This window comes from Neorhizobium galegae bv. orientalis str. HAMBI 540 (assembly GCF_000731315.1).
Taxonomy (GTDB): domain Bacteria; phylum Pseudomonadota; class Alphaproteobacteria; order Rhizobiales; family Rhizobiaceae; genus Neorhizobium; species Neorhizobium galegae.
Genome location: NZ_HG938353.1, coordinates 1,427,238 through 1,452,286 on the forward strand (window position 1 = coordinate 1,427,238; position 25,049 = coordinate 1,452,286).

Annotated in this window: 24 protein-coding genes and 1 tRNA gene; 19 read left to right on the forward strand and 6 right to left on the reverse strand. The window is 61.7% G+C overall.

Going from position 1 to position 25,049, the window contains the following annotated elements; translation table 11 throughout:
- Positions 1 to 9: 9 nt before the first annotated feature.
- Both xth and erpA read right to left on the reverse strand, forming a co-directional pair.
- A complete protein-coding gene (gene xth, locus RG540_RS07305; RefSeq protein ID WP_038586151.1) occupies positions 10 to 813 on the reverse strand; it encodes an exodeoxyribonuclease III in 804 nt (267 codons plus the stop codon).
- Positions 814 to 897: 84 nt separating this feature from the next.
- The gene (gene erpA, locus RG540_RS07310) at positions 898 to 1,227 is read right to left on the reverse strand and encodes an iron-sulfur cluster insertion protein ErpA (protein ID WP_038586153.1); all 330 of its coding nucleotides are present in this window, start codon (positions 1,225 to 1,227) and stop codon (positions 898 to 900) included.
- A gap of 136 nt (positions 1,228 to 1,363) precedes the next feature.
- On the opposite strand from erpA, the gene RG540_RS07315 reads away from it, so the two are divergent.
- The 13 genes from RG540_RS07315 to RG540_RS07380 all read left to right on the forward strand — a co-directional run bounded on the left by RG540_RS07315 (position 1,364) and on the right by RG540_RS07380 (position 17,035).
- Complete coding sequence (locus RG540_RS07315) at positions 1,364 to 2,581, forward strand: deoxyguanosinetriphosphate triphosphohydrolase (RefSeq protein ID WP_038586155.1); 1,218 nt, start codon at positions 1,364 to 1,366, stop codon at positions 2,579 to 2,581.
- A 62-nt stretch (positions 2,582 to 2,643) separates the two neighbouring features.
- On the forward strand, positions 2,644 to 4,401 hold the full coding sequence (gene argS, locus RG540_RS07320; protein ID WP_038586157.1) for an arginine--tRNA ligase: 1,758 nt from the start codon (positions 2,644 to 2,646) through the stop codon (positions 4,399 to 4,401).
- Between the two features lie 66 nt (positions 4,402 to 4,467).
- On the forward strand, positions 4,468 to 7,662 hold the full coding sequence (locus RG540_RS31100) for an SPOR domain-containing protein (RefSeq protein WP_051909276.1): 3,195 nt from the start codon (positions 4,468 to 4,470) through the stop codon (positions 7,660 to 7,662).
- A 79-nt stretch (positions 7,663 to 7,741) separates the two neighbouring features.
- Positions 7,742 to 8,758 carry a beta-N-acetylhexosaminidase gene (nagZ, locus tag RG540_RS07330; protein WP_038586159.1) on the forward strand — a complete coding sequence of 339 codons (1,017 nt, stop codon included), beginning with the start codon at positions 7,742 to 7,744 and terminating at the stop codon, positions 8,756 to 8,758.
- 27 nt (positions 8,759 to 8,785) lie between these two features.
- Positions 8,786 to 9,649 carry a segregation and condensation protein A gene (locus tag RG540_RS07335; RefSeq protein ID WP_038586161.1) on the forward strand — a complete coding sequence of 288 codons (864 nt, stop codon included), beginning with the start codon at positions 8,786 to 8,788 and terminating at the stop codon, positions 9,647 to 9,649.
- A gap of 7 nt (positions 9,650 to 9,656) precedes the next feature.
- Positions 9,657 to 10,349 carry an SMC-Scp complex subunit ScpB gene (scpB, locus tag RG540_RS07340; RefSeq protein ID WP_080725012.1) on the forward strand — a complete coding sequence of 231 codons (693 nt, stop codon included), beginning with the start codon at positions 9,657 to 9,659 and terminating at the stop codon, positions 10,347 to 10,349.
- Positions 10,350 to 10,710: 361 nt separating this feature from the next.
- Positions 10,711 to 10,935, forward strand: coding sequence for a twin-arginine translocase TatA/TatE family subunit (locus RG540_RS07350; protein WP_038542389.1), 225 nt, complete (start codon positions 10,711 to 10,713; stop codon positions 10,933 to 10,935).
- Positions 10,936 to 10,968: 33 nt separating this feature from the next.
- Positions 10,969 to 11,691 (forward strand): Sec-independent protein translocase protein TatB, encoded by a 723-nt coding sequence (gene tatB / locus RG540_RS07355; RefSeq protein WP_038586168.1) that lies wholly within the window; start codon positions 10,969 to 10,971, stop codon positions 11,689 to 11,691.
- Positions 11,688 to 12,512: a twin-arginine translocase subunit TatC gene (gene tatC / locus RG540_RS07360; RefSeq protein WP_038586171.1), complete on the forward strand. Its 825-nt coding sequence runs from the start codon at positions 11,688 to 11,690 to the stop codon at positions 12,510 to 12,512. Before tatB ends, tatC begins: the two co-directional genes overlap by 4 nt.
- 55 nt (positions 12,513 to 12,567) lie before the next feature.
- Positions 12,568 to 13,851 carry a serine--tRNA ligase gene (gene serS, locus RG540_RS07365; RefSeq protein WP_038586174.1) on the forward strand — a complete coding sequence of 428 codons (1,284 nt, stop codon included), beginning with the start codon at positions 12,568 to 12,570 and terminating at the stop codon, positions 13,849 to 13,851.
- A complete protein-coding gene (surE, locus tag RG540_RS07370) occupies positions 13,851 to 14,621 on the forward strand; it encodes a 5'/3'-nucleotidase SurE (RefSeq protein ID WP_038586177.1) in 771 nt (256 codons plus the stop codon). The genes serS and surE overlap by 1 nt, the downstream gene beginning before the upstream one ends.
- An 8-nt stretch (positions 14,622 to 14,629) precedes the next feature.
- Positions 14,630 to 15,268 (forward strand): protein-L-isoaspartate(D-aspartate) O-methyltransferase, encoded by a 639-nt coding sequence (locus tag RG540_RS07375; RefSeq protein ID WP_407668875.1) that lies wholly within the window; start codon positions 14,630 to 14,632, stop codon positions 15,266 to 15,268.
- A gap of 147 nt (positions 15,269 to 15,415) precedes the next feature.
- A complete protein-coding gene (locus RG540_RS07380; RefSeq protein WP_038586182.1) occupies positions 15,416 to 17,035 on the forward strand; it encodes a peptidoglycan DD-metalloendopeptidase family protein in 1,620 nt (539 codons plus the stop codon).
- 73 nt (positions 17,036 to 17,108) lie between these two features.
- Here RG540_RS07380 and RG540_RS07385 read toward each other — a convergent pair whose 3' ends face one another.
- Positions 17,109 to 17,981 (reverse strand): ATP-binding protein, encoded by an 873-nt coding sequence (locus tag RG540_RS07385; protein WP_038586184.1) that lies wholly within the window; start codon positions 17,979 to 17,981, stop codon positions 17,109 to 17,111.
- 196 nt (positions 17,982 to 18,177) lie between these two features.
- Between RG540_RS07385 and yajC the strand changes: the two genes are divergently transcribed.
- The 4 genes from yajC to RG540_RS07405 all read left to right on the forward strand — a co-directional run bounded on the left by yajC (position 18,178) and on the right by RG540_RS07405 (position 20,464).
- Positions 18,178 to 18,546 carry a preprotein translocase subunit YajC gene (gene yajC, locus RG540_RS07390; RefSeq protein ID WP_038542405.1) on the forward strand — a complete coding sequence of 123 codons (369 nt, stop codon included), beginning with the start codon at positions 18,178 to 18,180 and terminating at the stop codon, positions 18,544 to 18,546.
- Between the two features lie 101 nt (positions 18,547 to 18,647).
- Positions 18,648 to 19,034, forward strand: a complete 387-nt coding sequence (locus RG540_RS07395; RefSeq protein WP_038586186.1) for an Mth938-like domain-containing protein — start codon at positions 18,648 to 18,650, stop codon at positions 19,032 to 19,034.
- Positions 19,035 to 19,037: 3 nt separating this feature from the next.
- Complete coding sequence (locus tag RG540_RS07400) at positions 19,038 to 19,892, forward strand: phytoene/squalene synthase family protein (RefSeq protein WP_038586189.1); 855 nt, start codon at positions 19,038 to 19,040, stop codon at positions 19,890 to 19,892.
- A gap of 119 nt (positions 19,893 to 20,011) precedes the next feature.
- Positions 20,012 to 20,464, forward strand: coding sequence for a BRCT domain-containing protein (locus RG540_RS07405; protein ID WP_046601449.1), 453 nt, complete (start codon positions 20,012 to 20,014; stop codon positions 20,462 to 20,464).
- Here the strand turns inward: RG540_RS07405 and trmFO are convergent.
- The 3 genes from trmFO to RG540_RS31390 form a co-directional block, all read right to left on the reverse strand.
- The gene (trmFO, locus tag RG540_RS07410) at positions 20,442 to 21,866 is read right to left on the reverse strand and encodes a methylenetetrahydrofolate--tRNA-(uracil(54)-C(5))-methyltransferase (FADH(2)-oxidizing) TrmFO (RefSeq protein ID WP_038586195.1); all 1,425 of its coding nucleotides are present in this window, start codon (positions 21,864 to 21,866) and stop codon (positions 20,442 to 20,444) included. The two genes, RG540_RS07405 and trmFO, sit on opposite strands and share 23 nt — an antisense overlap.
- Before the next feature lie 147 nt (positions 21,867 to 22,013).
- The gene (locus RG540_RS33575; protein WP_007762204.1) at positions 22,014 to 22,157 is read right to left on the reverse strand and encodes a DUF1127 domain-containing protein; all 144 of its coding nucleotides are present in this window, start codon (positions 22,155 to 22,157) and stop codon (positions 22,014 to 22,016) included.
- Between the two features lie 249 nt (positions 22,158 to 22,406).
- Complete coding sequence (locus tag RG540_RS31390; protein WP_065814416.1) at positions 22,407 to 22,553, reverse strand: DUF1127 domain-containing protein; 147 nt, start codon at positions 22,551 to 22,553, stop codon at positions 22,407 to 22,409.
- Between the two features lie 728 nt (positions 22,554 to 23,281).
- Between RG540_RS31390 and RG540_RS07415 the strand changes: the two genes are divergently transcribed.
- Both RG540_RS07415 and tig read left to right on the forward strand, forming a co-directional pair.
- A tRNA-Leu gene (locus tag RG540_RS07415) sits at positions 23,282 to 23,366 on the forward strand.
- A 162-nt stretch (positions 23,367 to 23,528) separates the two neighbouring features.
- A complete protein-coding gene (gene tig / locus RG540_RS07420) occupies positions 23,529 to 25,025 on the forward strand; it encodes a trigger factor (protein WP_038593285.1) in 1,497 nt (498 codons plus the stop codon).
- The last annotated feature ends 24 nt before the right edge of the window (positions 25,026 to 25,049 follow it).

Below are 25,049 nucleotides of genomic sequence, written 5' to 3' on the forward strand. Positions count from 1 at the left end.
TCCGGACGATCAGCCGAAATCGAACATACCGATGACGGGCACGTGGTCCGACGGCTTTTCCCAGGCCCGCACATGTTTCTCGATCGCCGTGGATTTCAGCTTGTCGGCGGCTTCCGCAGATAGCAGCAGATGATCGATGCGGATGCCGTTGTTCTTCTGCCAGGCACCGGCCTGATAATCCCAGAAAGAGTAGAGTTTGGTGGCATCGGTCGTGGCGCGCACCGCGTCGACGAGACCGAGGTTTTCGAGCTTGCGGAAAGCAGCGCGTGTCTGCGGCAGGAAAAGCGCGTCCGTCGCCCAGGCGGCCGGGTCGAAACAGTCATGCGGCTCGGGAATGACGTTGTAGTCGCCGGCAAGGATCAGCGGCTCTTCGAGCAGAAGGCAATTCTGCGCATGCAGGCGCAGCCGCTCCATCCAGGCCAGCTTGTAGGGATATTTGACCGGATCGTCGGCTGGATTGCCGTTCGGCAGGTAAATGGAGGCGACGCGGATCGCGCCGCCCGGCACCGAAAAGACGCCTTCGATGTAACGCGACTGCTCGTCCGTCTGTCCGTCCGGGCCTTCACCGCCCGGCAGGCCGCGCATCACCTCGTCGGGCCTGGTTTTCGACAGCAGCGCAACGCCGTTGAACCCTTTCTGGCCGTGGGTCTCGACATGATAACCGAGCGCCTCGATCTCCAGCCGCGGGAAGGTCTCATCGACAGACTTGATTTCCTGCAGGCAGACGATGTCCGGGGAGGAATCGGCCAGCCACTGACGCAGGTTGTCGATGCGCGCCTTGACGCCGTTGATGTTCCAGGTGGCGATCTTCATCGGCCCTTGCCTCCCACTGTTCGCTTCCTCTTTTAGCGAAAGAGGAAGCGTTGGGAAGGGCGAAGTGCGTGAGGGAGGATGTTATCAGATCGAGAAACTGGTGCCGCAGCCGCAGCTGGCAACCGCGTTCGGGTTCTTGATCTGGAAGGACTGGCCGAGCAGGTTGTCGACGAAGTCGATCTCCGAGCCTGCCATATAGACGAGCGAGAGGCTGTCGATCAGCACCTTGGCATTGCCGTTGGCGACCACCACATCGTCGTCCCCAGGCGCCTCGGCGAGATCGAACTTGTAGGAGAAGCCCGAACAGCCGCCGCCTTCGACCGAGACGCGCAGCGCCTGCTTGCCCGCTTCGTTGCCGACGATTTCGGCGATGCGCTTGGCCGCCGCATTTGAAAGAGTTACATTGGTTTCCATATTATCCGCCTCCTGCCGGGTTCAAGGCCCGGAGAGATTCCTGTCACCGGCATTGCGCACAGCTTCACTATAGGTATGAAGACGTGAAGGGCACGTCAATGGGCGGCAGGCGGCGGATGAACAAACAGGTGACGGCATGACGATCGATACCAGGGCGCTGGGTTTCGGCAGTGGCGAGCGCGCGGTCTACGCCGCCAACCCCTGGGCGTCGCGCGGGCGTCTGTTTCCCGAAGACGGCAGCCTGACGCGCTCGGAATTCCAGCGCGACCGCGATCGCATCGTCCACACCACCGCATTCCGGCGGCTGAAGCATAAGACGCAGGTGTTTATCAGTCCAGACGGCGACCATTACCGCACCCGGCTGACCCATACGATCGAGGTGGCGCAGATCGCCCGTGCGCTTGCCCGCGCCCTGAAGCTCGACGAGGATCTCGCCGAAGGCGTGGCGCTGGTCCACGACTTCGGCCATACGCCATTCGGCCATACCGGCGAAGATGCACTGGACGAGATGCTGAAGCCCTATGGCGGCTTCGACCATAACGCCCAGTCGCTACGCATCGTCACCAAACTTGAGCGCCGATATGCTGATTTCGACGGGCTCAATCTCACCTGGGAAAGCCTCGAAGGCCTCGTCAAGCACAATGGTCCGCTTCTCAGCGCCACCGGCGAGGGCACCCGCGGCCCCGTGCCGCAGCCGATCCGCGACTATTGTGAGCTGCATGATCTGGAACTCGCCAGCTATGCCAGCCTGGAAGCGCAGGTTGCCGCGATCGCCGACGATATCGCCTACAACACCCATGACATCGACGACGGGCTGCGCTCCGGCCTGTTGACCTTCGAGATGCTCGATGATGTGCCCTTCCTCGCCAAGCTGATGGCGGAGGTGAGGGCACGTTATCCGCATCTCGAGCCGAGCCGTTTCGCCCATGAGATCATGCGCCGGCAGATCACTCATATGGTCGAGGATGTTATCGGCGTGGCGCAGCGCAACCTCGATAAGGTGGATCCGCAGAGCGCCGCTGACGTCCGCTCCGCTGGGCATGTCATCGCCACGTTCTCCGGAGAGATGGCCGAGACCGACCGCTGCATCAAGAAGCTGCTGTTTTCGCGCATCTACCGGCATCCGGACATCATGCGCATCCGCGCCGGCGCCTCCCAGATCGTCTCGGATCTGTTCGGCGCCTATATGAATGATCCGTCGCTGATGCGCAGCCACTATTGGGTCAACCACATTGCCGGTCTCGGCGAGACCGCAAGAGCCAGGCATGTGGGCGATTATCTCGCTGGGATGACCGATACCTTCGCCATCAAGGCGCATGGCGAGCTGTTTGACCAGACTCCGGATTTGCGCTAGGCACCGCCACCAATGACACTGGCCAGCAAGGGTCCTCGGGCATGTTTCGGGGATGATTGAACATGAATCTTTTTGCCGACTTCGAAACAAGAATTAAGAACGCTTTGGAAAGCCTTGATATTATCAAGGAAAAGCGAAGTGAGCTTGATTTCGGCCGTATCGCAGTCGAGCCGCCGCGGGACCAGAGCCACGGCGATGTGGCGACCAATGCCGCCATGGTTCTGGCAAAACCGCTTGGCACCAATCCGCGTGCGCTCGCCGATATCATCGCCGAAGCGCTGCGTTCGGATGCCGATGTCAGCGAAGTTTCCGTGGCCGGTCCCGGCTTCATCAATATCCGGCTCGGTGCTCCCTACTGGCAGCGCCTGCTCGCCTCGATGATTGCCGAGGGCACGGATTACGGCCGCTCGACGATCGGCGCCGATAAGAAGGCGAATGTCGAATACGTCTCGGCCAACCCGACGGGCCCGATGCATGTCGGCCATTGCCGTGGTGCTGTCGTGGGCGATGCGCTGGCGAACCTGATGGAATTTGCCGGCTACGACGTGGCCAAGGAATACTACATCAACGATGCCGGCAGCCAGATCGATGTTCTGGCCCGTTCGGTCTTCCTGCGTTACCGCGAGGCTCTCGGTGAGACGATCGGTGAGATTCCCTCAGGCCTTTATCCGGGCGATTACCTCGTGCCGGTCGGGCAGGCCCTGGCGGAGGAATACGGTTCGCGGCTGCACAACATGCCGGAAGACGCCTGGATGCCGATCGTCAAGGACAAGGCGATCGACTCGATGATGGCGCTGATCCGCGACGATCTCGAAGCGCTCAACGTCCATCACGACGTCTTTTATTCGGAACGGACCTTGCATGCCAATGGCGCGCAGCGCATCCGCCAGGCGATCAACGACCTCACGTTCAAGGGGCACGTCTACAAGGGCACGCTGCCACCGCCGAAGGGCCAGTTGCCGGAAGACTGGGAGGATCGCGAGCAGACGCTGTTCCGCTCCACCGAGGTGGGCGACGATATAGACCGGCCGCTGATCAAGTCGGACGGCAGCTATACTTACTTTGCAGCCGACGTTGCCTATTTCAAGGACAAGTTCGACCGTGGTTACGACGAGATGATCTATGTGCTCGGCGCCGATCACGGCGGCTATGTCAAGCGCCTGGAAGCCGTCGCGCGTGCCGTCTCCGGCGGCAAGGCGAAGCTCACCGTGCTTCTCTGCCAGCTCGTCAAGCTGTACCGCAATGGCGAGCCGGTGAAGATGTCGAAGCGTTCCGGCAACTTCGTGACCCTTCGCGAAGTGGTCGACGAGGTCGGCCGCGACGCGGTGCGCTTCATGATGCTCTACAGGAAGAGTTCCGAGCCGCTCGATTTCGACTTCGCCAAGGTGACCGAGCAGTCGAAGGACAATCCGGTCTTCTACGTGCAGTACGCCCATGCGCGCTGCTCGTCGGTGTTCCGGCAGGCAAAGGAAGCGTTTCCGGGTCTCGATTTCGATTCGCTAGACCTAAAAGGTTCGAGCAGCCTGATCAACGATCCGAACGAGATGCAGCTGGTTGCCAAACTTGCGGAATACCCCAGGATCATTGAGGCTGCGGCCCAGGCGCAGGAGCCTCATCGGCTTGCTTTTTACCTCTATGATCTGGCAAGTTTCTTCCATGCGCATTGGAATAAGGGTAAAGAACAACCGGAATTACGCTTTGTTAACGATAAAAACCGAGAATTGAGTATTGCCAGGCTTGGGCTGGTGCATGCTGTCGCCTCTGTTTTGAAGTCAGGACTTGGGATCACGGGCACTGCGGCACCGGAAGAAATGCGGTAAATATCGCCACCATTTCCCCACATTGCACTGGCATATGCGTTGTAATGTAGGTGAGTGGACGAGGTAATGGCCGATAACAACCTTGCGCGTAACCGGAATGATTTACCGGACTTCTTTGCCGATGATGATCCGCTGGCAGAACTCGCCCGCATCGTAGGCTACGACGATCTTCCCGTCGCCGCCAAGCCCGGATCATCTTCCGCCGATACTTCAGCGTCTGGACGGCGAGAGCCGGCATTCAATCTCGAAGACGAGCTTCTTCAGGAGTTCGAGCGCTATGACGCGCCGCGGCTCGATCCTGTTCACGATATCGCGCTTGACGATGCGCCCCGGTCATTCGCCGAGCCTGCTTCCGATGCCGCGGTGGCTGCGCCGCCGGTAGAGCCGGAGGAATTGGAGTTTGTTCCGGCTGAGCCGGCCGCGATCGAACTGCCGCAGGCTTTTCTGCCGGCCGATAGTGCGATCAGCGAACGAGACGATCGGCAGTTCGGTGACGAAGAGCCGCCATTGGCGTTTGATGCTGTCGACGAGAGCGTTGTCTCCGATCCGATAGCCGAACCGGCCTTCGAAACCGCACGTGTGGAACCCGTCTTCGATCTGCCCGATTTTCCGACGGCCGGCGCGATGTCTCCCGCCACGTCGATAGAAGAGCCGGCGGAGGAATTCGATCTCGCGGCTGAGTTGGAAAACTCGATCGCGGCCGAGCCCGTTGCTCCAAGCCAGCCCGAAGTGAAGTTCGAGCCGGAGGTCCGGTTCGTGCCGCAAGCGACCTTCGAGCCTGAAGCAGCCCCCGAACCCGAGGCAGCGTTCGAGCCTGAAGCGAAATTAGAACCCGAGGCGAAGTTTGAACTGGAGCCAAAGGCGGAGAGGGGCAAGGGCGCCTATATTCCCGGCTTCCGCATGCCGCTCACCAATTTCAGCGTGGCACGAGATGTCTCTGCGGCCTCTGCACAGACGGCTGTAATCCCTTCTCAGGCGGCTGCACCTGTACTGAATGAATATGCTGTAGAGCCTCCGGTTCTGGACGATATCCCGAGTCCGAAGATCGAGCCGGCACCGGCTGCCGAACTGCAGGTTTCTGCAAAAGCCCCGGAGCCGCAGGAACTGCAGCCTGCGCCCGTCGCAGCCGCGCCTGTTGCATCGACCGGCGAGAGTGCCGCTGCGTCGCAGACGGATCGGTTCTCCGCGCTCGATGAGCTGATCTACGACGTCCAGCGTTATACGCTGCCGACATCCAACGGACAGCCGCTCGCGACCCCTGTGGCGAACGCGCCCGAGCTTGCCGCAACGCCTGCTGTCGCAGCCGCTGCGCCCGTGATTGCCACTGCGACGGTTGCCATGCCTCCGGTTGCCGAGGTGCCGTCTCTAGACGACAAGGATCCCTTCTCTGATGAGGAATTCGAGTTGGCGCTCGATGGCCTGGAACTCGACCTTGCCGAGATCGTCGTTGAAGAGACGCAGAAACATCCGGTTCAGGCGACGCCTGCGGCGGCAGCTGCTGTAAAGGCCGAACCTGCCGCCCCTTCGGCGACGCCGATCGCGCGCGCTGCGCCCGTCGCTGTGGCGGCACCGGTTGTGGAGACGCAGGCTGTCGAAGAGCCCGAATCTATGGCCGACCTGCCGTTCGATCCGGCTCAGATTGCCGATTCCGAAGACCAGGTGGAGGCGATCGCCGAGCTCGACGTGCCGTCGCTGCCGGCAGAAGAGCCAGAACAGCCGCCGGCCTATCGTCCCGATTACGAACTCGACATCGATGCCGAGCTTGCGACGCTGCTGGCAGCCCCCGGCAAGTCGGCGCCGGCGCGCAAGCCGGAGATCGATATCGCACAGAAAGGCCAGCAGGCCGCTGCCGAAGCGAGCCGCTCGCCGGCCTATAATGATCTCGACGATTTCGAGCGTGCACTGGAAGAGGATTTTCGCCGCAGCTTGACGACGCCCCTGCCGGCGGCGGAGCATGAGGAACTGCATTATTCCGACACCGATTATATCGCGACGGTGGAGAACGCCCGCCGTTCCGTCCGCAGCTGGGCCATGCCGCTGGTTCTCGCCGGCGTCGTGATCCTTGGCGGCGCCGGCGCCTATGCGTTCTTCGGCAGCAGCGTTTCGGGTGTCGTTTCGGGCGGCGAACCGGTGATCATTGCTGCCGACAAAGAGCCGATCAAGATTGCACCGGAAAATCCGGGCGGCAAGACCGTCCCCAACCAGGACAAGGCTGTCTACGATCGCGTCGCCGGCGTCTCGCCGAAGGATCCGAAGCAGCGCACGCTGATCTCCTCCAACGAGGAGCCGATCGACGTCGTCCAGAAGACCTTGATGCCCGATACGTTGCCGCTCGAAGGCGAGAACGATATCGAGCCGACCGATGTCGGCGAGACGGAGGATCCACGCCTCCTGCCGCAGGACCGGGTTGCACAAAACAATGCTTCTGCTGAGCAGCAGCCCGTGACCGTCATGCCGCGCAAGGTCAAGACGATGATCGTCCGCCCGGACGGCAAGCTGGTCGAGCAGGAAATCGCAGCGCCAGCGCTCGCTGCACCGGAAACGCCGAAGCTGCCAGCCGCCGGCGCAAAGCCGGTCGAAACGGCTGCAGCCTTCCCCGCTAAGTCTCCTGCTTCCACGCCCGCCACACCGGCCCGTCCGCAACCCTTGTCGACCGCCTCGAATGCTGGTTCTTCCGGTGTCCTTCCGGTCTCCGCGCCAGCCAATCCGGCCGCTCCGGCCGAACACGTCAACGTGGTGAGAACGAACCCGATCACGCCGGCCGTCGCGGCGGCTCCCGCGCAGCCGAACCCGGCTGCCGCGGCTCCTTCCCCGGCCGCCGCACAGGCTCCGGCACCCGTCGCTCCGGTTCAGGCCTCTGCACCGGCATCGAAGGCTCCGGTACCGATCGCCCGCCCGGCTGAGCAGCCGGTCAATGTGGTCGCTGCCGTCACGGATCAGGGCAATGTCCGCGCTCCCGGCCAGCAGACAGCCGCTGCTCCGGCGTCCGCATCGAACCAGGTCGCTTCGCTGGGACCTGGGGACTACGTGATCCAGATCGCCTCGCTGCCGTCGCAGGCGGAAGCCCAGAAGTCCTATCAGAGCCTGTCGGCAAAGTTCGGCAGCGTCATCGGTGGCCGTGGCGTCGATATCAAACCCGCCGAGATCGCCGGCAAGGGCACATTCTACCGCGTCCGTATTCCGGCAGGCGGCAAGAATGAGGCCGTGGCGCTCTGCGAACGGTATCGCGCCGCTGGCGGAACCTGCCTGGTCGGCCGGTAAGGATTGAAGAGCGAAGAAATCGGACGGGGCGCCTGGCGCCCCGTTTTTTGTTGGCCCACCAATGATCTAAGATCGAGCCATGAGCGAATCAAAAGCAATGATCCTGGGCTCCAGCGGCCCGACCCTCACCGCCGACGAAGTGGCGCTTTACCGGGATGAACGGCCCTGGGGCTTCATCCTCTTTGCCCGCAATTGCGTCGAACCGGCGCAGATCACCGATCTCGTCGCATCCATGCGCGATGCCATCGGCCGGCCGGATGCGCCGGTGCTGATCGACCAGGAGGGAGGGCGCGTTCAGCGCATCCGTCCACCGATGATCGAGCGTTATCCATCGGCTGCGGTGCTTGGCGAACTCTACAGGCAGGATCGCGATAAGGGGCTGAGGGCAACTTGGCTGATGTCGCGTCTGCATGCTTTCGATCTCCTGAAATTCGGCATCAACGTCGATTGCCTGCCGGTGCTCGACGTGCCGATCGAAGGGGCGAGCAACGTCATCGGCGATCGCGCCTATGGTTTCGATCCGAAGACGGTTGCGGAAATGGGGCAGGCTGCCGCTGACGGTCTGAAGGCGGGCGGCATGCTGCCGGTCATGAAGCACATCCCGGGCCATGGCCGCGGCATGGCCGACAGCCATCACGAACTGCCGGTGGTCACCGTGTCGCGCGCCGAGCTCGAAGCGCATGACTTCCTGCCCTTCGTTGCCATGAAGAACGAGTTGATGGCGATGAGCGCCCATATCGTCTTCACCGCCATCGACCCGGACGAGCCGGCGACCATTTCCCGCAAGGTGATCGACGAGATCATCCGCGGCCATATCGGTTTCGACGGGCTGCTGATGTCCGACGACACGTCGATGAATGCGCTGAAGGGCACGATAGGCGAGCGTGCGGCGAGAATCGTTGGGGGCGGATGCGATATTGTCTTGCATTGCAACGGTGTGATGGACGAAATGAAGGCTGTCGTGAAGGAAGCGATACCGCTTGGCGGCGAAGCCCTACGGCGGGCAAGGGCGGTGGAGGCAGCCTTCGGCGCGGGCGACGGCTTGAGCGAGGACGCGATCCGCGCGGAATTCCACGGTCTTCTCGCCGTCTCCTGACGGCTGTCGACAGGACAAGGTTTGGGAATGGCCATAAATACATCGCAGGACGCCATTCCAATGGACAAGCTCTGGCAGGATGCCGGCGCCAACCGCGCGACCGACGATCCGGCGCTGGTGATCGACGTCGGTGGCTTCGAAGGTCCGCTCGACCTGCTGCTTCACCTTGCCCGCACCCAGAAAGTCGATCTCGCCCGCATCTCTGTCCTGGCGCTTGCTGAACAATATCTCCTGTTCATCGATAGCGCCCGTCGGGTCCGCATCGAGCTTGCAGCCGACTACCTGGTCATGGCCGCCTGGCTTGCCTACCTGAAGTCCAAACTTCTGATCCCGCAGCAGGTCAAAGGCGACGACGGCCCGAGCGGCGAGGAACTGGCCGCCACGCTCGCCTTCCGCCTGAAGCGACTGGAGGCGATGCGGGAGGCAGCGACCCGGCTGGTCAACCGCAACCGGCTTGGCCGCGACGTGTTTGCCCGCGGCGCGCCGGAACATATCCCGCACAATGTCGAATCCGCCTATGACGCGACGCTTTATGACCTGCTTGCGGCCTATGCCAACCTGCGCCAGCGCACCGCCGTCACCCAAGTGACAATCGAAAGGCGCAAGGTCTGGTCGCTGGTCGATGCCCGCGAGCTCTTGACCCGCATGCTTGGCGAGGTCGCCGACTGGACGGCGCTGCAGCACTATCTCCTGCCATATCTTGCGCCGGAGGATCGTGTCACGGCGACCGCCAGCGCCTTTGCCGCTTCGCTGGAACTGGTGCGCGAAGGCAAGCTCGAAATCCGCCAGGACGGCGCTTTCCAGCCGATCTATTTGCGCAAGGGGCCTGGGCCGCATCAGCCGGCTTCGCCGCAACCCGTCACGGGAGGCGTTGTTGACGCCGCAGGATGACGACGATCTGCCTATCGCTGACGAAGAGGAGGCCGAACCCTCATCTTTTTCACTGGTGGAGGTCGAGCGGATCGCAGAAGCACTGGTTTTCGCCTCGTCCGAGCCGGTCTCGGAAGCGTTTCTGGCCGAACGCCTGCCGCGAGGCACCAATGTGAATGCCGTGATGCAGCGGCTGGCGGAGGTCTATGCGCCGCGTGGCGTCAATCTGATCCGGACCGGCGACCGCTGGGCCTTCCGTACCGCTGCCGATCTCTCCTTCGTCATCCACAAGGACGGCAATGAGACGAAGAAGCTGTCGCGCGCGGCGCTCGAGGTGCTGGCCATCATCGCCTATCACCAGCCGGTCACCCGCGCCGAGATCGAGGAGATCCGCGGCGTCCAGACCTCCAGGGGAACGCTCGACGTGCTGATGGAAGCTGGCTGGGTTCGCTTTCGAGGCCGCCGCCGAACTCCGGGACGGCCGGTCACGCTCGCCACGACACCTGATTTCCTTGATCATTTCGGCCTGGAGGAACTGCGTGATTTGCCCGGTCTCGAAGAATTGAAGGGCGCAGGCCTGCTTTCCGGTCGCATCCCGCCGGGCTTTGCGATACCCATCCCGCTGAATGTCGACGATCTTTCCGAGGACGAGGACCCGATCACGCAACTCGACCTCGAGGAACTCGGCCTGTTGACGCCGGGCGGTGATGCAGAGGAATGAACCCAACTTTCTCTGAAGGCTTGGCTCAGCGGGTGCCAGCCATCGGAGAGGGTTCAGCCCGGAGCGCGTCGGTCTGTCGCGCCATATGCAGAAATAGCTGTATGCGCTCTCCGGCGAAGTGCAGCAGCGTGTTGCATTTGGCTGGTGATTGCCTTGCTGGGCTCCGGATGCGACCGCTCCTCGGCGGTGTGGAGTACCTGGCAACTTGGGTTCTCGGAGCTTCGGAATCGTTCCGTGCCGGCCAGTTGTCGGCCGAGGTAAACGACGTCTCGATACCGGTGCCGTCCGAGGACATTTTGGTGTTTGAAAAAGCATCATAAAAAGCTTACATCGATGAAACGGTACCAATGGAGTTGGATTTATGGGTTCTTTCAGTGTGTGGCATTGGCTGATCGTTCTGGTCATCGTGCTCGTTCTCTTCGGACGCGGCAAGATTCCGGAACTGATGGGCGATTTCGCCAAGGGCATCAAGAGCTTCAAGAAGGGCATGAGCGACGAGGACGCCCCTGAGGCGAACGGCGCGACGACCACGACGAAGACCGTTGATCTCAAGGCTGAAGAGGCCAAGGAAACCAACCGGTCGTAATGTCCGAGTGGCGGGTTCCAGGAGCCTCATTGAATGTTTGATATCGGCTGGACCGAGCTTCTTGTCATAGCGATCGTGCTGATCGTCGTGGTTGGTCCTAAGGATTTGCCGCCCATGCTCAGGGCTTTCGGCAAGATGACGACCAATCTGCGCAAGATGGCCGGCGATTTTCGCGCGCAATTCGATGAAGCGCTGAAGGAGTCGGAACTCGACGACGTGCGCAAGACGATTTCGGATGCGCAGCGGCTGAACCCGACGAATGCGCTCAGGGACGCGATCAACCCGCTCCGGCAGATGGGGCAGGAAATCCGCGCCGACCTGCAGAAGGCGACGCAGCTGCCGACGGCGGGGGTAAGCCAGACCGATGCCGAGGCTCAGCAGGCTGTCGAGGGCACGTCGCCCGTCGATGCGGCTCCCGAGATCCCGGCAAACTTCCCGACTGCGACGCCGACGTCGACAATGCCGCCGGTTACCACCGCTCCGGCCCAGTCCGTGCCGGCCGCGGCGGAGGCGGAGGCTGTGGCAGCTGTTGCTGAAAAGCCAAAGCCGGTCCGCAAGACCGCCTCCAAGGCAAAGCCGGTTCCCGAGGCCGCTGAAGCTCCTGCGGCCCCGGCCGCTATTGTCGAAAAACCGAAGCGCAGCCGCGCGGCGCCCAAGCCGGCGCCCGTGACCCAGGCTGTGGAAGAGGCGGTCGTCAAGGCTCCGGCCCGTAAGCGCACGCCGAAGAAGGCCGATACTCCGAAGGACGACGCATGAGCGGTGACATCGAAGACAAGCCGCAGCCGCTCATCGAGCATCTGATGGAGCTGCGCACGAGGCTGATCTGGTCGATCGGCGCGTTTTTCGTCGCCTTCGTCGTCTGTTTTTTCTTCGCCAAGCAGCTCTTCAACCTGCTCGTGGTCCCCTATAAGTGGGCGGTTCTCTGGGCCCACCTCGATCTTGCCAAGTCCGAACTGATTTATACCGCGCCGCAGGAATTCTTCTTCACGCAGGTGAAGGTGGCGATGTTCGGCGCGCTGGTGATTGCCTTCCCGGTGATCGCCTCGCAGATCTACAAGTTCGTGGCACCGGGTCTCTACAAGAACGAACGGGCGGCTTTCCTGCCGTTCCTGATCGCTTCGCCGATCCTCTTCCTGATGGGCGGCGCTCTGGTCTATTTCTTCTTCACTCCCATGGTCATGTGGTTCTTCCTTGCCATGCAGCAGGCGCCGACCGAAGGCGAAGTCGGCATTTCACTTCTGCCACGGGTTTCGGAATATCTGAGCCTGATCATGACGTTGGTCCTGTCCTTTGGACTGGTGTTCCAGCTTCCGGTCGTCACTACGCTGCTCGCCCGCGTCGGCATTCTCACCAGCGACTGGCTTCGGCAGAAACGCAAATACGCGATCGTGCTTGCGTTCGTCGTAGCCGCCGTGCTGACGCCGCCCGATCCGATGTCCCAGATCGGTCTTGCACTGCCGACCATCCTTCTCTACGAGATTTCCATCTACGCCGCACGACTCGTCGAGCGCAAACGTGCCGAGGAAAAGCTTTCGGAGCAGGAACCTTCGGATGTTGCGGAGACGGACAAGGCCTGAAGCCTTCCGGCCTGCCTTGCGAGTCCGCGGCGTTCCGCTCTAAAGGCAAGGCAAGATGCTCGATATCAAGTGGATCCGTGAAAACGAAGGGGCTTTGGACGCAGCGCTGAACAAGCGTGGCGCAGAGCCCATGGCGGCAACCCTCCTGGCGCTGGACGACACGCGCCGTTCCGTCATCCAGAAGCTTCAGGACATGCAGTCCCGCCGCAATGCCGCTTCCAAGGAGATCGGCATCGCGCTCGGGCAGAAGAATTCCGAGCTTGCCGAAAAGCTGAAGGCAGAGGTCGCCGTCATCAAGGACACGATGCCGGTTGCCGAGCAGGAAGAGCGCGAGGCCGTCGCGGCGCTCGAAGACGCCCTGTCGCGTATCCCGAACATCCCGTTTGATGACGTACCGGTCGGCAAGGATGAGCACGATAACGTGGTCAAGCATGTTGTCGGCGAAAAGCCGCGCTGGAACCATGCGGCCAAGGAGCACTACGAGATCGGCGAAGCGCTCGGAATGATGGATTTCGAGCGGGCCACGAAACTCTCAGGCTCGCGCTTCACCGTGCTCACCGGCCAGCTCGCCAGGCTCGAACGGGCTCTCGGCCAGTTCATGATCGACATGCACACCACGGAGCACGGATATACGGAAGTTTCTTCGCCGCTGATGGTGAAGGGCGACGCCATGTACGGCACCGGCCAGCTGCCGAAGTTCGAGGAAGACCTCTTCAAGACGACGGATGGCCGCTACCTGATCCCGACGGCTGAAGTGACGCTCACCAACCTCGTTTCCGGGGAAATCCTGGAACAGGAAAAGTTGCCGCTGCGCTTCACGGCGCTGACGCCATCCTTCCGCTCGGAAGCCGGTTCCGCCGGCCGCGATACGCGCGGCATGCTGCGCCAGCACCAGTTCTGGAAGTGCGAACTCGTATCGATCACCGATCAGGAAAGCTCGATCGCCGAGCACGAGCGTATGACTGAATGCGCCGAGAATATGCTGAAGCGCCTTGGCCTGCATTTCCGCACCATGACGCTCTGCACCGGCGATATGGGTTTTGGCGCACGCAAGACTTATGACATCGAGGTCTGGCTGCCGGGCCAGGATACCTACCGCGAAATCTCGTCCTGCTCCGTCTGCGGCGATTTCCAGGGGCGCCGCATGAACGCGCGCTACCGGTCCAAGGACGACAAGGCGCTGAAGTTCGTTCACACGCTGAACGGCTCCGGTGTCGCGGTCGGCCGCTGCCTGATCGCGGTCATGGAAAATTACCTGAACGAGGATGGTTCGGTCACAATTCCGGACGCGCTCCTGCCGTATATGGGTGGTCTGACCAAGATCGAGCGGGCGGCCTGATGCGGATACTTCTGACCAACGATGATGGCATTCACGCCGAAGGCCTCGCCGTTCTCGAGCGGATAGCCCGGAAACTTTCGGACGACGTCTGGATCGTGGCACCGGAAACCGACCAGAGCGGTCTTGCCCATTCGCTGACGCTTTCCGAACCGCTCCGTCTGCGCAAAGTCGGCGACAAGCACTTTGCGTTGCGCGGCACGCCGACCGACTGCGTCATCATGGGCATCCGCGAAATCCTGCCCGAGAAGCCGGATCTGGTACTGTCGGGTGTCAACGACGGCGCCAACATGGCCGATGACGTCACCTATTCCGGTACTATCGCCGGCGCTATCGAAGGCACGCTCCAGGGCGTGCGCTCGTTTTCGCTGAGCCAGGCAGTGCGTCGCGAGAACGGTCGTTTTGCGCCTTGGGAAGTCGCCGAATCCTATGCACCGGACCTCATTCGCAAACTGATCGACGTGGACCTGCCCGACGGCACCTTCCTCAACCTCAATTTCCCGAACTGCGAGCCCAGCGAGGTTCAGGGCGTCGAGGTGACGTCGCAGGGCAAGCTCGATTTCGGCCTGACGATCGACGCCCGCAACGACGGCCGCGGTCTGCCATATTACTGGCTGCGATTCGGCGAACGGAAAGGGCATTTCCGCGAGGGCAGCGATATTCAGGCGCTCAAGGAAAACAAGATTTCCGTGACTCCGCTGAAGCTGGACCTGACCGATCATTCGGTTCAGGATCGTGTGGCGAAAGCACTGGGATTCGGAGCTGCCGATTGAAATCGGGCATGGTCGAAAAAGAAGGTTTTGCGGCGCTCGTGCTGCGCCTCAGGTCGGAAGGCATTTCCGACCTCGATCTGCTGACCGCCGTTGAACAGACGCAGCGCTCACAGTTCGTGCCACCGCCGCTTGCCGAAGATGCCTATTCCAGCCGCACGGTGCCGATCGATTGCGGATCCTTCATGGAAGGCGCTGATCTCGCCGTCCGGTTGCTGCATCGCCTCCAGGTCAAGCCCGGGCACAGGGTGCTCGAAATCGGCACGGGCAGCGGCTTCACCGCCGCCGTTATCGCCCGCATCGCCGAGCGGGTGCTGACCGTTGAGCGCTACCGCACCCTGGTCACCGCAGCCCAGAGCCGCATGGATGCGCTGGGGCTGCGCAATGTCGTCGTGCGTCAGGCGGACGGTGGCAACGGCATGCCGGGCGAGGGCACGTTCGACCGCATTTTCGTCACGGCAGCCTTTCCGTCACTGCCGCGATTCTACGCCGAGCAACTCACGCACGGCGGTTCGATGCTTGCTCCGCTGATGGATGGCGAGGCCTGCATGATGGTGCGCCTCACCAAGACCGGCAGCCGATTCGAACGTGAAGACCTGTTCCCGGTGCCTTTTCTGCCGATCGTTCCGCATATCGCTGCAGCGCTGTAGACGGTTGGTTCCATGCCATGCCGGCCTTTTGGCGGTCATGGTTATCAATTTCCCAAAAAATTTAGGACAATGCCTGCCCTTTAACAGTGCAGTAAGACTAACGCGCTTTAATGACTCTCACGATGGTGGCGTATCTGTAAGCGAGTCATGCGTATGAAGAGTTCTCCGAAATTCGGAAAATCCGTAATCAAATTTGCTGTCGCGGCACTGCTTGCCAGCGCAGCGACAGGGTGCAGTTCGGACGCGACGCGTTTCTCGGGGCTCTTTTCGAAGTCCGACAACATAACGACGGCGTCCATTCCGCAGCGGCAGGGGGGTGGGGCCTATGGCCAAGCACCGACGCCGCAGGCCGATCTTGGATCCGGCCAGGCTCAGGCGTTGCCGCCAATTCCGCGGAACGACTACGGTTCACGCAATACCGCCATGGCTCAACCGTATCCCGGTAATTCCGGCGGTTATACCTCGCCGGCGCGCACCGCATCCGCTCCCGTCGCCGTCCAGCGCTCCGAACTCGCGGCCCCGACCGGCGCCACGGCGCAGCGTAACACCGCACCGATGGGCCGTGATCCGGCGAACCGCCAGGAAGCGCTCGCCCAACCATTCCCCGGTCGTCAATCAGCGAGCCACACGCTCGTCGCTCCGTCTTCATCGACGCTGAAGGCCGACAATGTCGTCACCGGCACGACCGCAAAGCCGATGTCCGGCTGGTCCGCGGTCAACGCGCCGAAGGTGACGCTGAGGCCCGGTGAAACGGTTTCGACGCTGTCCAAGCGTTATGGCGTTCCGGAAAAGGAAATCCTGAAGGCCAATGGCGGCGCCGTTGCTCCCGGCCAGTCTGTCCTTATCCCGACCTTCGGCACGGCGCAGAATTCTGCGAAGAACGCCGCCGGCACGATCGACCTCCAGAACAAGGCTCCGGCACCAGCCCACGAGCCCGAGCAGAAACTCGCGGTTCTGCCGACCCCGGCACGCGACAAGGCGATGGCCGAACCCGCCAAGTTGACGCCTCCGGGCGGCAAGCCGGTTGGTGGTACCTATGTGGTCAAGCCGGGCGACACGATCAACAAGATCGCTCGCGAGACCGGCACGCCGATCGATCAGCTGAAAGCGGCCAACAACCTGACCTCCGGCGGCGTCCGGATCGGGCAAACGCTGAAGGTCGCCAACGGCGTTGCGGCTCCTGTCGCCGATCCGGTCAAGACCGCGTCCATTCCGCAGAAGCCGGTCGAAAAGGCCGCAGCCGCGGCACCGAAGCCGGCTGCTCCTGCCACGGCCCAGGTCGCTCAGGTTGCTGTGGCGCCTGCCGCTGCCAAGGCCGCTGTCGATGGCGCCTCCGTCGCCGATGTCGAGAAGAAGTCGGACACCGCCTCCGTGGCGCCGCAGTCCACCGGCATCGGCAAGTATCGCTGGCCGGTCAATGGTGCGGTCATCGCCGGCTACGGCCAGAACGTCGACGGCAATCGCAATGACGGCATCGACATCTCGGTTCCGGAAGGCACCCCGATCAAGGCTGCCGAAAACGGCGTGGTCATCTATGCCGGCAACGGCTTGAAGCAGCTCGGCAACACGGTTCTCGTCCGTCACGACGACGGCAAGGTCACCGTTTACGGCCACGCCGGCAGCATCAACGTCACCCGCGGGCAGAAGATCACCCGCGGCCAGACGGTTGCCGCCTCCGGCATGAGCGGCGACGCCAAGCGCCCGCAGGTCCACTTCGAGGTCCGCAAGGACGCGACCCCGGTCAACCCGATTACCTTCCTTGAATAAGTAGTGCGTTTCAGGGGACGGAGAAAAGCCCGGCAGTGCCGGGCTTTTTGCGTTCTCAGTGTTTTTTCAGGTTTCAATCTCGGGAAAGCGGTTTCCGCAGCCGCCCGGCGAGATCCTGGATATATTGCCAGGCGACACGGCCCGAGCGCCCGCCGCGGGTGGTCGCCCATTCGAGCGCCTCGTGATGCAGGGTCTCCTGGTCGAGGCCAAGTTCGAAATGTTCGGCGTAACCATCGATCATCTTCAGATAGTCGTCCTGGCTGCATTTGTGGAAACCGAGCCACAGGCCGAAACGATCCGACAGCGACACCTTTTCCTCGACCGCCTCGGACGGATTGATCGCCGTCGACTGCTCGTTCTCCATCATGTGGCGCGGCAGGAGATGGCGGCGGTTCGAGGTCGCGTAGAACAGAACATTGTCCGGCCGGCCCTCGATGCCGCCGTCGAGTGCCGCCTTCAGCGACTTGTAGGCGGTATCGTCGTGGTCGAAGGACAGATCGTCGCAGAAGACGATGACGCGCTGGCCGGAAGCCTTGAGGATATCGAGCAGGGCGGGGAGCGAGGCGATGTCTTCGCGATGCACCTCGACGAGTTTCAGCGAGATCCCTGTCGCTGCGCGCACGTCTTCGTGCACGGCCTTCACCAGCGAGGACTTGCCCATGCCGCGGGCGCCCCACAGCAGCACGTTGTTGGCGGCAAAGCCTTCCGCAAACCGCAGGGTGTTTTCGTGAAGAATGTCACGCACGTGATCGACGCCGCGGATCAGCGTCAGGGCGACCCGGTTCGGACGCGGCACCGGCTGCAGGCGCTGGTTTGCCGGGATCCAGACGAAGCAGTCGGCGGCATTCCAGTCGTTGACGGCGGGCGGAGGGCCGGCAAGCCGTTCCAGCGCATCCGCAAGCCTGCGGACCTCGGTCAGGATCAGAGTGTTGAAGTCGTCGCTCATGGTGTTTCTCCGGTCGCATCGGCCAGTTTTTGAGCCTTTTCGCTGCGGTAACATGCTCGTTGGTGCATCAAAAGCCTGAGAGCCGCGAATTCGGTACGCCGCTCGGCGTGTTTCTGTTGCATTCCGGCCTATCGCAACTATATTCCGGCGGCTTGAAACGGGGGCCCGGCGCCTCCGGTAATCTTAGGAGTTTTCGATGTTCATTACCGAAGCATTCGCCCAGGCCCCAGCCGCAGCACCGGGAGCTTCCGCGTTCGGCTCCGGCCTTGAGATGCTCTTCCTCTTCGCGCCTCTGATGGTGGTCTGGTATTTCTTTCTGATCCGTCCGCAGCGCGCCACTGCCAAGAAGCGCCAGGAGACGTTGTCTAACGTCCGCCGCGGCGACCAGGTCGTTCTTGGCGGCGGCATCACCGGCAAGGTGACCAAGGTTATCGACGACGCCGAAGTGGAAGTCGAAATCGCCGAAGGCGTGAAGATCCGCGCCATGCGCGCCTATATTGCCGAAGTCCGCGTCAAGGGCGAGCCGGTCAAGACCGAACCGGCGAAGACCGGAACGGCTTCCTGAACGTTATCGCCGATGTAAAGGCCCTGTGTGCTGCAGGGCCTTGGATCCAAAGAGCCGGGCCATCATCCGGCTCGTAACCTTTTCGAGAAAGCATGCGGCCCATGGTGAAAGGCATCGAAATCCGCGACGCCCATTTTCCCGGTCGTGCTCCGATCGACGCTTATGGCAATGGCGGTTTCCGTTTTGCAGACATGTCGCATCGCGGCTCGCTGCTCTGCCTTCCCTCGGGTATCCACGGCTGGGAACTGCAGGAAGGTGAACCGCTGACGGTCGCTTCCCTGATGAAGGTGCTCGCCGAATCAAACGAGATCGAAGTGTTGCTTGTCGGCATGGGCGCCAACCTCAAGCCCATTCCGGCGGATGTGAAGGCGGCGTTGAAGGCCAAGGGCATCGCCTCCGATCCGATGAGCACCGGTGCCGCCGTGCGCACGTTCAACATCATGCTCGCCGAATCGCGCGCCGTCGCCGCAGCTCTGATTGCCGTCTGACAGATGGCCGATCCAGCCAGACAGAACGGCGACATCTGCCTCGCAACGCTTAGGGATACGGACCGCGACCGTTATCTCGCCTGCCTCCTGTCGCCGGAAGACAAGCGCGGCGCACTTGCGGCCCTTTATGCCTTCAACGCCGAGATCGCCCGCGTCCGCGACGTGGTGCGTGAACCGCTTCCCGGCGAAATCCGCCTGCAATGGTGGCGCGACCTCCTCGAAGGCAACGCTCAAGGCGACAGCACCGGCAACCCCATCGCCGCCAGCCTGCTTGAGGCGATCGAGACCTATCGCCTGCCGCGCCAGACGCTCGTCGACATGATCGAGGCGCGCATATTCGATCTCTACGACGACCCGCTGACCGACCGGAATGCACTCGAAGGATATGCAGGCGAGACCGCTTCGGCAGTCATCCAGCTCGCGAGCCTGATTCTCTCTCCCACCGACGCGGCAAAATCTTCGGAGGCGGCTGGACACGCGGGTGTCGCCCAGTCGATCGCCGGCTTCCTGCTGCTGATGCCCATCCATCGACGTCGTCATCAGCTTTATCTGCCGCTCGATATCCTCTCGGCGACCGGGCTCGACCGTGATACATTCTTGCGCGGCGAGGATAGGTCGCGCATTTCCGCTGCGATCGAGGCCTTTGCCGGCCTTGGATTGGAACATCTGGCCAAGGCCAGAAAGTCAGGAACCGTCCCGGCCGCCGTCTTTCCGGCCTATCTGCCGGTGGCGCTCGCCGAACCAGTGCTGCGCCGCGCGGCGCGCGCCGGTGCCTCGGTGTTCGATACGGCGCTGCAACTTCCGCAGTGGCGGCGGCAATTGCGGCTCTTGAAGGCCTCGGTTACCAGGCGCTTTTGATGGACGTCAAATTCGCGCAAGGCTCGCGCGCTAAGGGACGAGACTAGAAATCCGGCGCCATCATAAGGAGAAGCGGTGTGAGCCCCGTTGTCGTCTGGTCCATCATCTTCGTACTCCTCATGGCGCTCGCCTATTACATCACGCGGATGTCGGGCAAGGACCGGGACAAGGACGGCAACCTGCACGATACAGGCATGGCCATTCTCGAATTCGGCCGCGCCTTTCCCAACGAAGCGATCCGTAGCCTGCATGTGACCGCCAATGGTGAGGCGATCTTCGTACGCCTGCACGACAACAAGGCCGGCTTCATGCGCAGCCACCGCAACCATTACGCCTGCTTTTTGATCGAGCCGGGCAGGGTCCGCGTCACCCCATTGCCGAACGCCAAGGGTTTCACCGTCGAATTCCTGGACGCGTCGACCCAGAACGGCACCTACCTGTTTTCCACGGAAAAGGAGGCGGCCGAAGTCGCCCTCTGGCTGCTCGACAACTATGTCAGCGTTGCCGATCGCGATCTGGAGGAAAAGCCGAGGCCGCCGACCGGGGATATCAGCCCCGATCAAGCCAACTAGCACAATCCCGGAGCGCCCGGACGGCGAGCAGTTGCCGCTTCATTACCGTTTTGTCCTTGCCGCGGAAACGCTTGACCCCCTCCGGCTTGACGATGGAGCCCGGCTCCAGATCAGGAAACAGCCCAAAGTTGACGTTCATCGGCTGGAACGAGCGCTTGCCCGGCTCGTCGTCCGAAACCAGATGCCCACCGGTTATATGGCCGAGCAGCGAACCTAGAGCGGTCGTTGCAGGCGGTGCGGGGAGCGTTTCGCCCTTGCGTTCGGCAGCCGCGAAACGGCCGGCAAGAAGTCCGATCGCTGCACTTTCCACATACCCTTCGCAGCCGGTGATCTGGCCGGCGAATCGCAGGCCCGGCCGGCTTTTCAGCGCCAGGCTCTTGTCGAGAAGAACAGGTGAATGGATGTAGGTGTTGCGGTGCAGGCCGCCGAGCCTTGCGAATTCGGCATTCTGCAGGCCCGGAATCATCCGGAAAATGTCCGCCTGGGCGCCGTATTTCAGCTTCGTCTGGAAACCGACCATGTTGTAGAGCGTGCCGAGCGCATTGTCCTGCCGGAGCTGCACGACCGCATAGGCCTTGACCGTCGGGTTATGGGCATTGGTGAGACCCATCGGCTTCATCGGCCCATGACGCAGCGTTTCGCGGCCACGTTCGGCCATCACCTCGATCGGCAGGCAGCCGTCGAAATAGGGCGTGCCTTCCCATTCCTTGAAACCGATCGAATCGCCGGCGATCAGCGCGTCGACGAAGGCATTGTACTGAGCCTCGTCCATCGGGCAGTTGATATAGTCCTTGCCGGTACCGCCGGGGCCGACCTTGTCGTAGCGCGACTGGTACCAGCAGATGTCCATGTCGATCGAATCACGGTGCACGATCGGTGCGATGGCGTCGAAGAAGGCGAGCTGGTCCTCGCCCGTCTCCACCTGGATCGCGGCTGCCAGCGCCGGCGAGGTGAGGGGGCCGGTGGCAATGATCGCCAGATCCCATTCCTTTGGCGGCAGGCCCTGGATCTCCTCGCGCACGACGGTGATGAGCGGGTGTTTTTCGATCGCTTCGGTCACCGCGTCGGAAAATCCGTCGCGATCGACGGCAAGCGCCCCGCCGGCCGGTACCTGGTGTCTGTCGGCACATGCCATGATCAGTGAACCGGCCAGCCGCATCTCCGCATGGATGACGCCCACGGCATTCGCGGTCGCATCGTCGGAGCGGAAGGAATTCGAGCAGACAAGCTCGGCAAGTCCGTCCGTCTTGTGGGCGTCGGTGCCGCGCACGCCGCGCATCTCGTGGAGAATCACCGGGACGCCGGCCGAGGCGATCTGCCAGGCGGCTTCGGAACCCGCGAGGCCGCCGCCGACAACGTGGATGGCGGCAGGAGAGGTAGGGGAGGAAGAAATGTTGCTCATGGCCGGCTCATTATCACGCCATTTGCCGGACCGGAATCAAAAAGGCACCCGAAAAGGTGCCTTTGATACGTCCTTGGATGTCCTCTCGGACCGCTTGATCCTCGCCGCAAGGCCTCGAGCCGTGCGGGTCCGCCTGCGAGAACCGGATTAGCGGAAAGAGCGAGCCGCGATGTGGCGGATGTCGTAGCGGGTCAGACCGATGTCGCTGAGGGCCTGGCTCGAAAGATTTCCAAGCTCGTTCATCGTGCGGCGGTAGCTGATCCAGTTCTTGGCGATACGGATCGGGTTCATGGTTGTTTCCTCAAGATTTTTCCTGATGCTCTGTCGTCATCAGCGATGAGGGTCTTATACATCCGCATAATAAGAATGTGCAGTGCAAAAAATGTGCGACTGCCATGCAAATGTGCAGGGGATCGCTGAAGTTTGCGGCGGAGGCCAAAAATCAGGCAGATGCTTCAAGTGTGAAATTTCTATGAACAAAAAGAAAAGCGCCTCCCGGAGGAGGCGCTTTTGGATGGTGTAGCAATGTCTGCGCGAGGCTTAGAAGCCGACGGCGGTCCGTGCAACGCGGCGGATGTCGGCGCGGCCGATGCCGAGGTCGCTGAGTTCGCGGTCGCTCATGCGGCCGAGCTCGTTGACGGTTTCGCGGTACTTGCGCCAGGTGGTGAGCTTCTGTGCGATGTTCATGATCTTGTCCCTTTCTAGGCCCTTGCCAGCAGCCCGTTCGGCGCTGACTTCAATCTCATGACAACCAATATATGTTGCGCTGCAAAAAGTAACAGCGCCTATTCGGAATGCCACCTATGCATCTGACGCATTACGAGATCGTTTACCATGCACCAGTGATGAAATGATGCGCGAGTTTTAGGCAGATCGCATGCTGCAGGACAAAAAATAACGCCCACCGGGGGAGGAGGTCCGGTGGGCGTCATTTGTAACGACTGGCGACTTGGGAGGAGGAGGATCGCCAGTCCCATCAAGCCCGCGCTGGGAGGAGGAGTGCGCGGCTCGAATTCCTGTCACGGGAAACTCCCCGAGGGCATCTGCATCGTTCAGGGCGGGCGCCAAGCCGTCCAGACCAGAGAGACCGAAACCTTCAATCAATCTCTGTATTTGCATAATATGAGATTGCAGCGAAATTGTGCAGTGCAATATCCGTATGGATGGCATGCGGTTATTGCATGGCTCATATCGCCGTTGATTCCAATGTACACATTAGAATTTAATAAAAAGTTAAATATCCCGATAATCGCTGGTTCGACCGGGTGCGGCGGGAGCAAATTCGCCTATCCACTGCGGTTTCTCGGAGCTGCCAAAAAAGCGTCATTTTCCCTTTGCGTGCGCCGAAACGGGTGATATAGAGACGCGCGCTCCGGAAGGCCTTGTGCGACGAGGATTTTCGACGCGGCTGGGGCGCGGGTATGGTGAAATTGGTAGACACGCCAGATTTAGGTTCTGGTGCCGCAAGGCGTGGGAGTTCAAGTCTCTCTACCCGCACCAGAACCGCCCCGCATCAAAACCGCCAGGAGTGCGGTCCGAGCCGGTTCTGGCTAAAGGATCGGCGCTCCTTGAAGCCGCGGCCGGTCTCTCAAAGTTCCGGCGATGTGCTCATTGAAACCAACGGCTGTCTGAGCACCGCCGCCACGATATGAAGGTATGAAAATGCAGGTTACCGAAACGCTCGCTGAAGGGCTGAAGCGCGAAATCAAGGTCGTAATCCCCAAGCGGGATATGGAAGCGCAGCTGAACGTGCGCCTCGCCGACGCCAAGGACAAGGTCCGCATCAACGGTTTCCGTCCGGGCAAGGTGCCGATCGCCCATCTGAAGAAGATGTACGGCAAGTCGATCATGGCGGATCTCGTCAACGAGATTGTCCGTGAACGCCCGACCGAGATCCTCACCGACCGCGGCGAGAAGTCGGCGACCCAGCCGTCGGTCGCCATGACCGAGGATGAGAACGAAGCCGAAAAGATCCTCAACGCCGAGGTCGATTTCGAATTCACGCTCTCCTACGAAGTCATCCCGGACATCGAGCTGCAGTCGACCGACGGCCTTTCCGTCGTTCGTGAAGTCGTCGAAGTCACCGAAGACGAAGTCAACGAGCAGATCGAGAAGATCGCCGAGAGCGCCCGTACCTTCGAAACCAAGAGCGGCAAGGCCGCCGATGGCGACCGCGTTACCATGAACTATCTCGGCAAGGTCGATGGCGTTGCCTTCGACGGCGGTACCGCCGAAGATGCCGAACTGGTTCTCGGTTCCGGCCGCTTTATCCCGGGCTTCGAAGACCAGCTCGTCGGCGTCAAGGCCGGTGAAGACAAGACCATCACCGTGACCTTCCCGGCCGAATATCCGGCTGCGAACCTTGCCGGCAAGGAAGCTACCTTCGACGTCACCGTCAAGGAAGTTGCCGCTCCCGCCGCTCTCGAGATCAACGACGAACTCGCCTCCAAGCTCGGCATCGAATCCGTCGATCGCCTCAAGGAAATCGTCCGCGGCCAGATCGAAAGCCAGTACGGCAGCGTCACCCGCCAGAAGGTCAAGCGTCAGATCCTCGACCAGCTTGATGGCATGTACCAGTTCGACACCCCGCAGGGCCTCGTCGACGCCGAGTTCGAAAACATCTGGCGCCAGATCAACACCGACCTGCAGCAGTCCGGCAAGACCTTCGAAGACGAAGAGACGACCGAGGAAGACGCACGCGTCGAGTATCGCAAGCTGGCTGAGCGCCGCGTTCGTCTCGGCCTCGTTCTCTCCGAAATCGGCGAACAGGCTGGCGTCGAGGTGACCGAAGAGGAAATGCAGCGCGCCCTTTATGCGCAGCTCCAGCAGTTCCCGGGCCAGCAGAAGGAAATCCTCGACTTCTTCCGCAACACCCCCGGCGCATCGGCTTCGCTCCGCGCGCCGATCTTCGAAGAGAAGGTCGTCGACAAGCTGCTCTCCGAGATCAAGGTCACCGACAAGGTCGTGACCAAGGAAGAGCTGATGGCTGAAGACGAGGAAGGCTCGGAAAGCGCTGAAAAGCCGGCCAAGAAGAAGGCCGCCCCGAAGAAGGCTGCAAAGGCTGAGGCTGCTGATGAAGCCGCCGAAGGCGAAGAAGCTGCCGCTCCGAAGAAGAAGGCTGCCCCGAAGAAGAAGGCCGCTGAAGACAGCGCCGAATAACCTTCGCATTGATTGTGTAGAAAA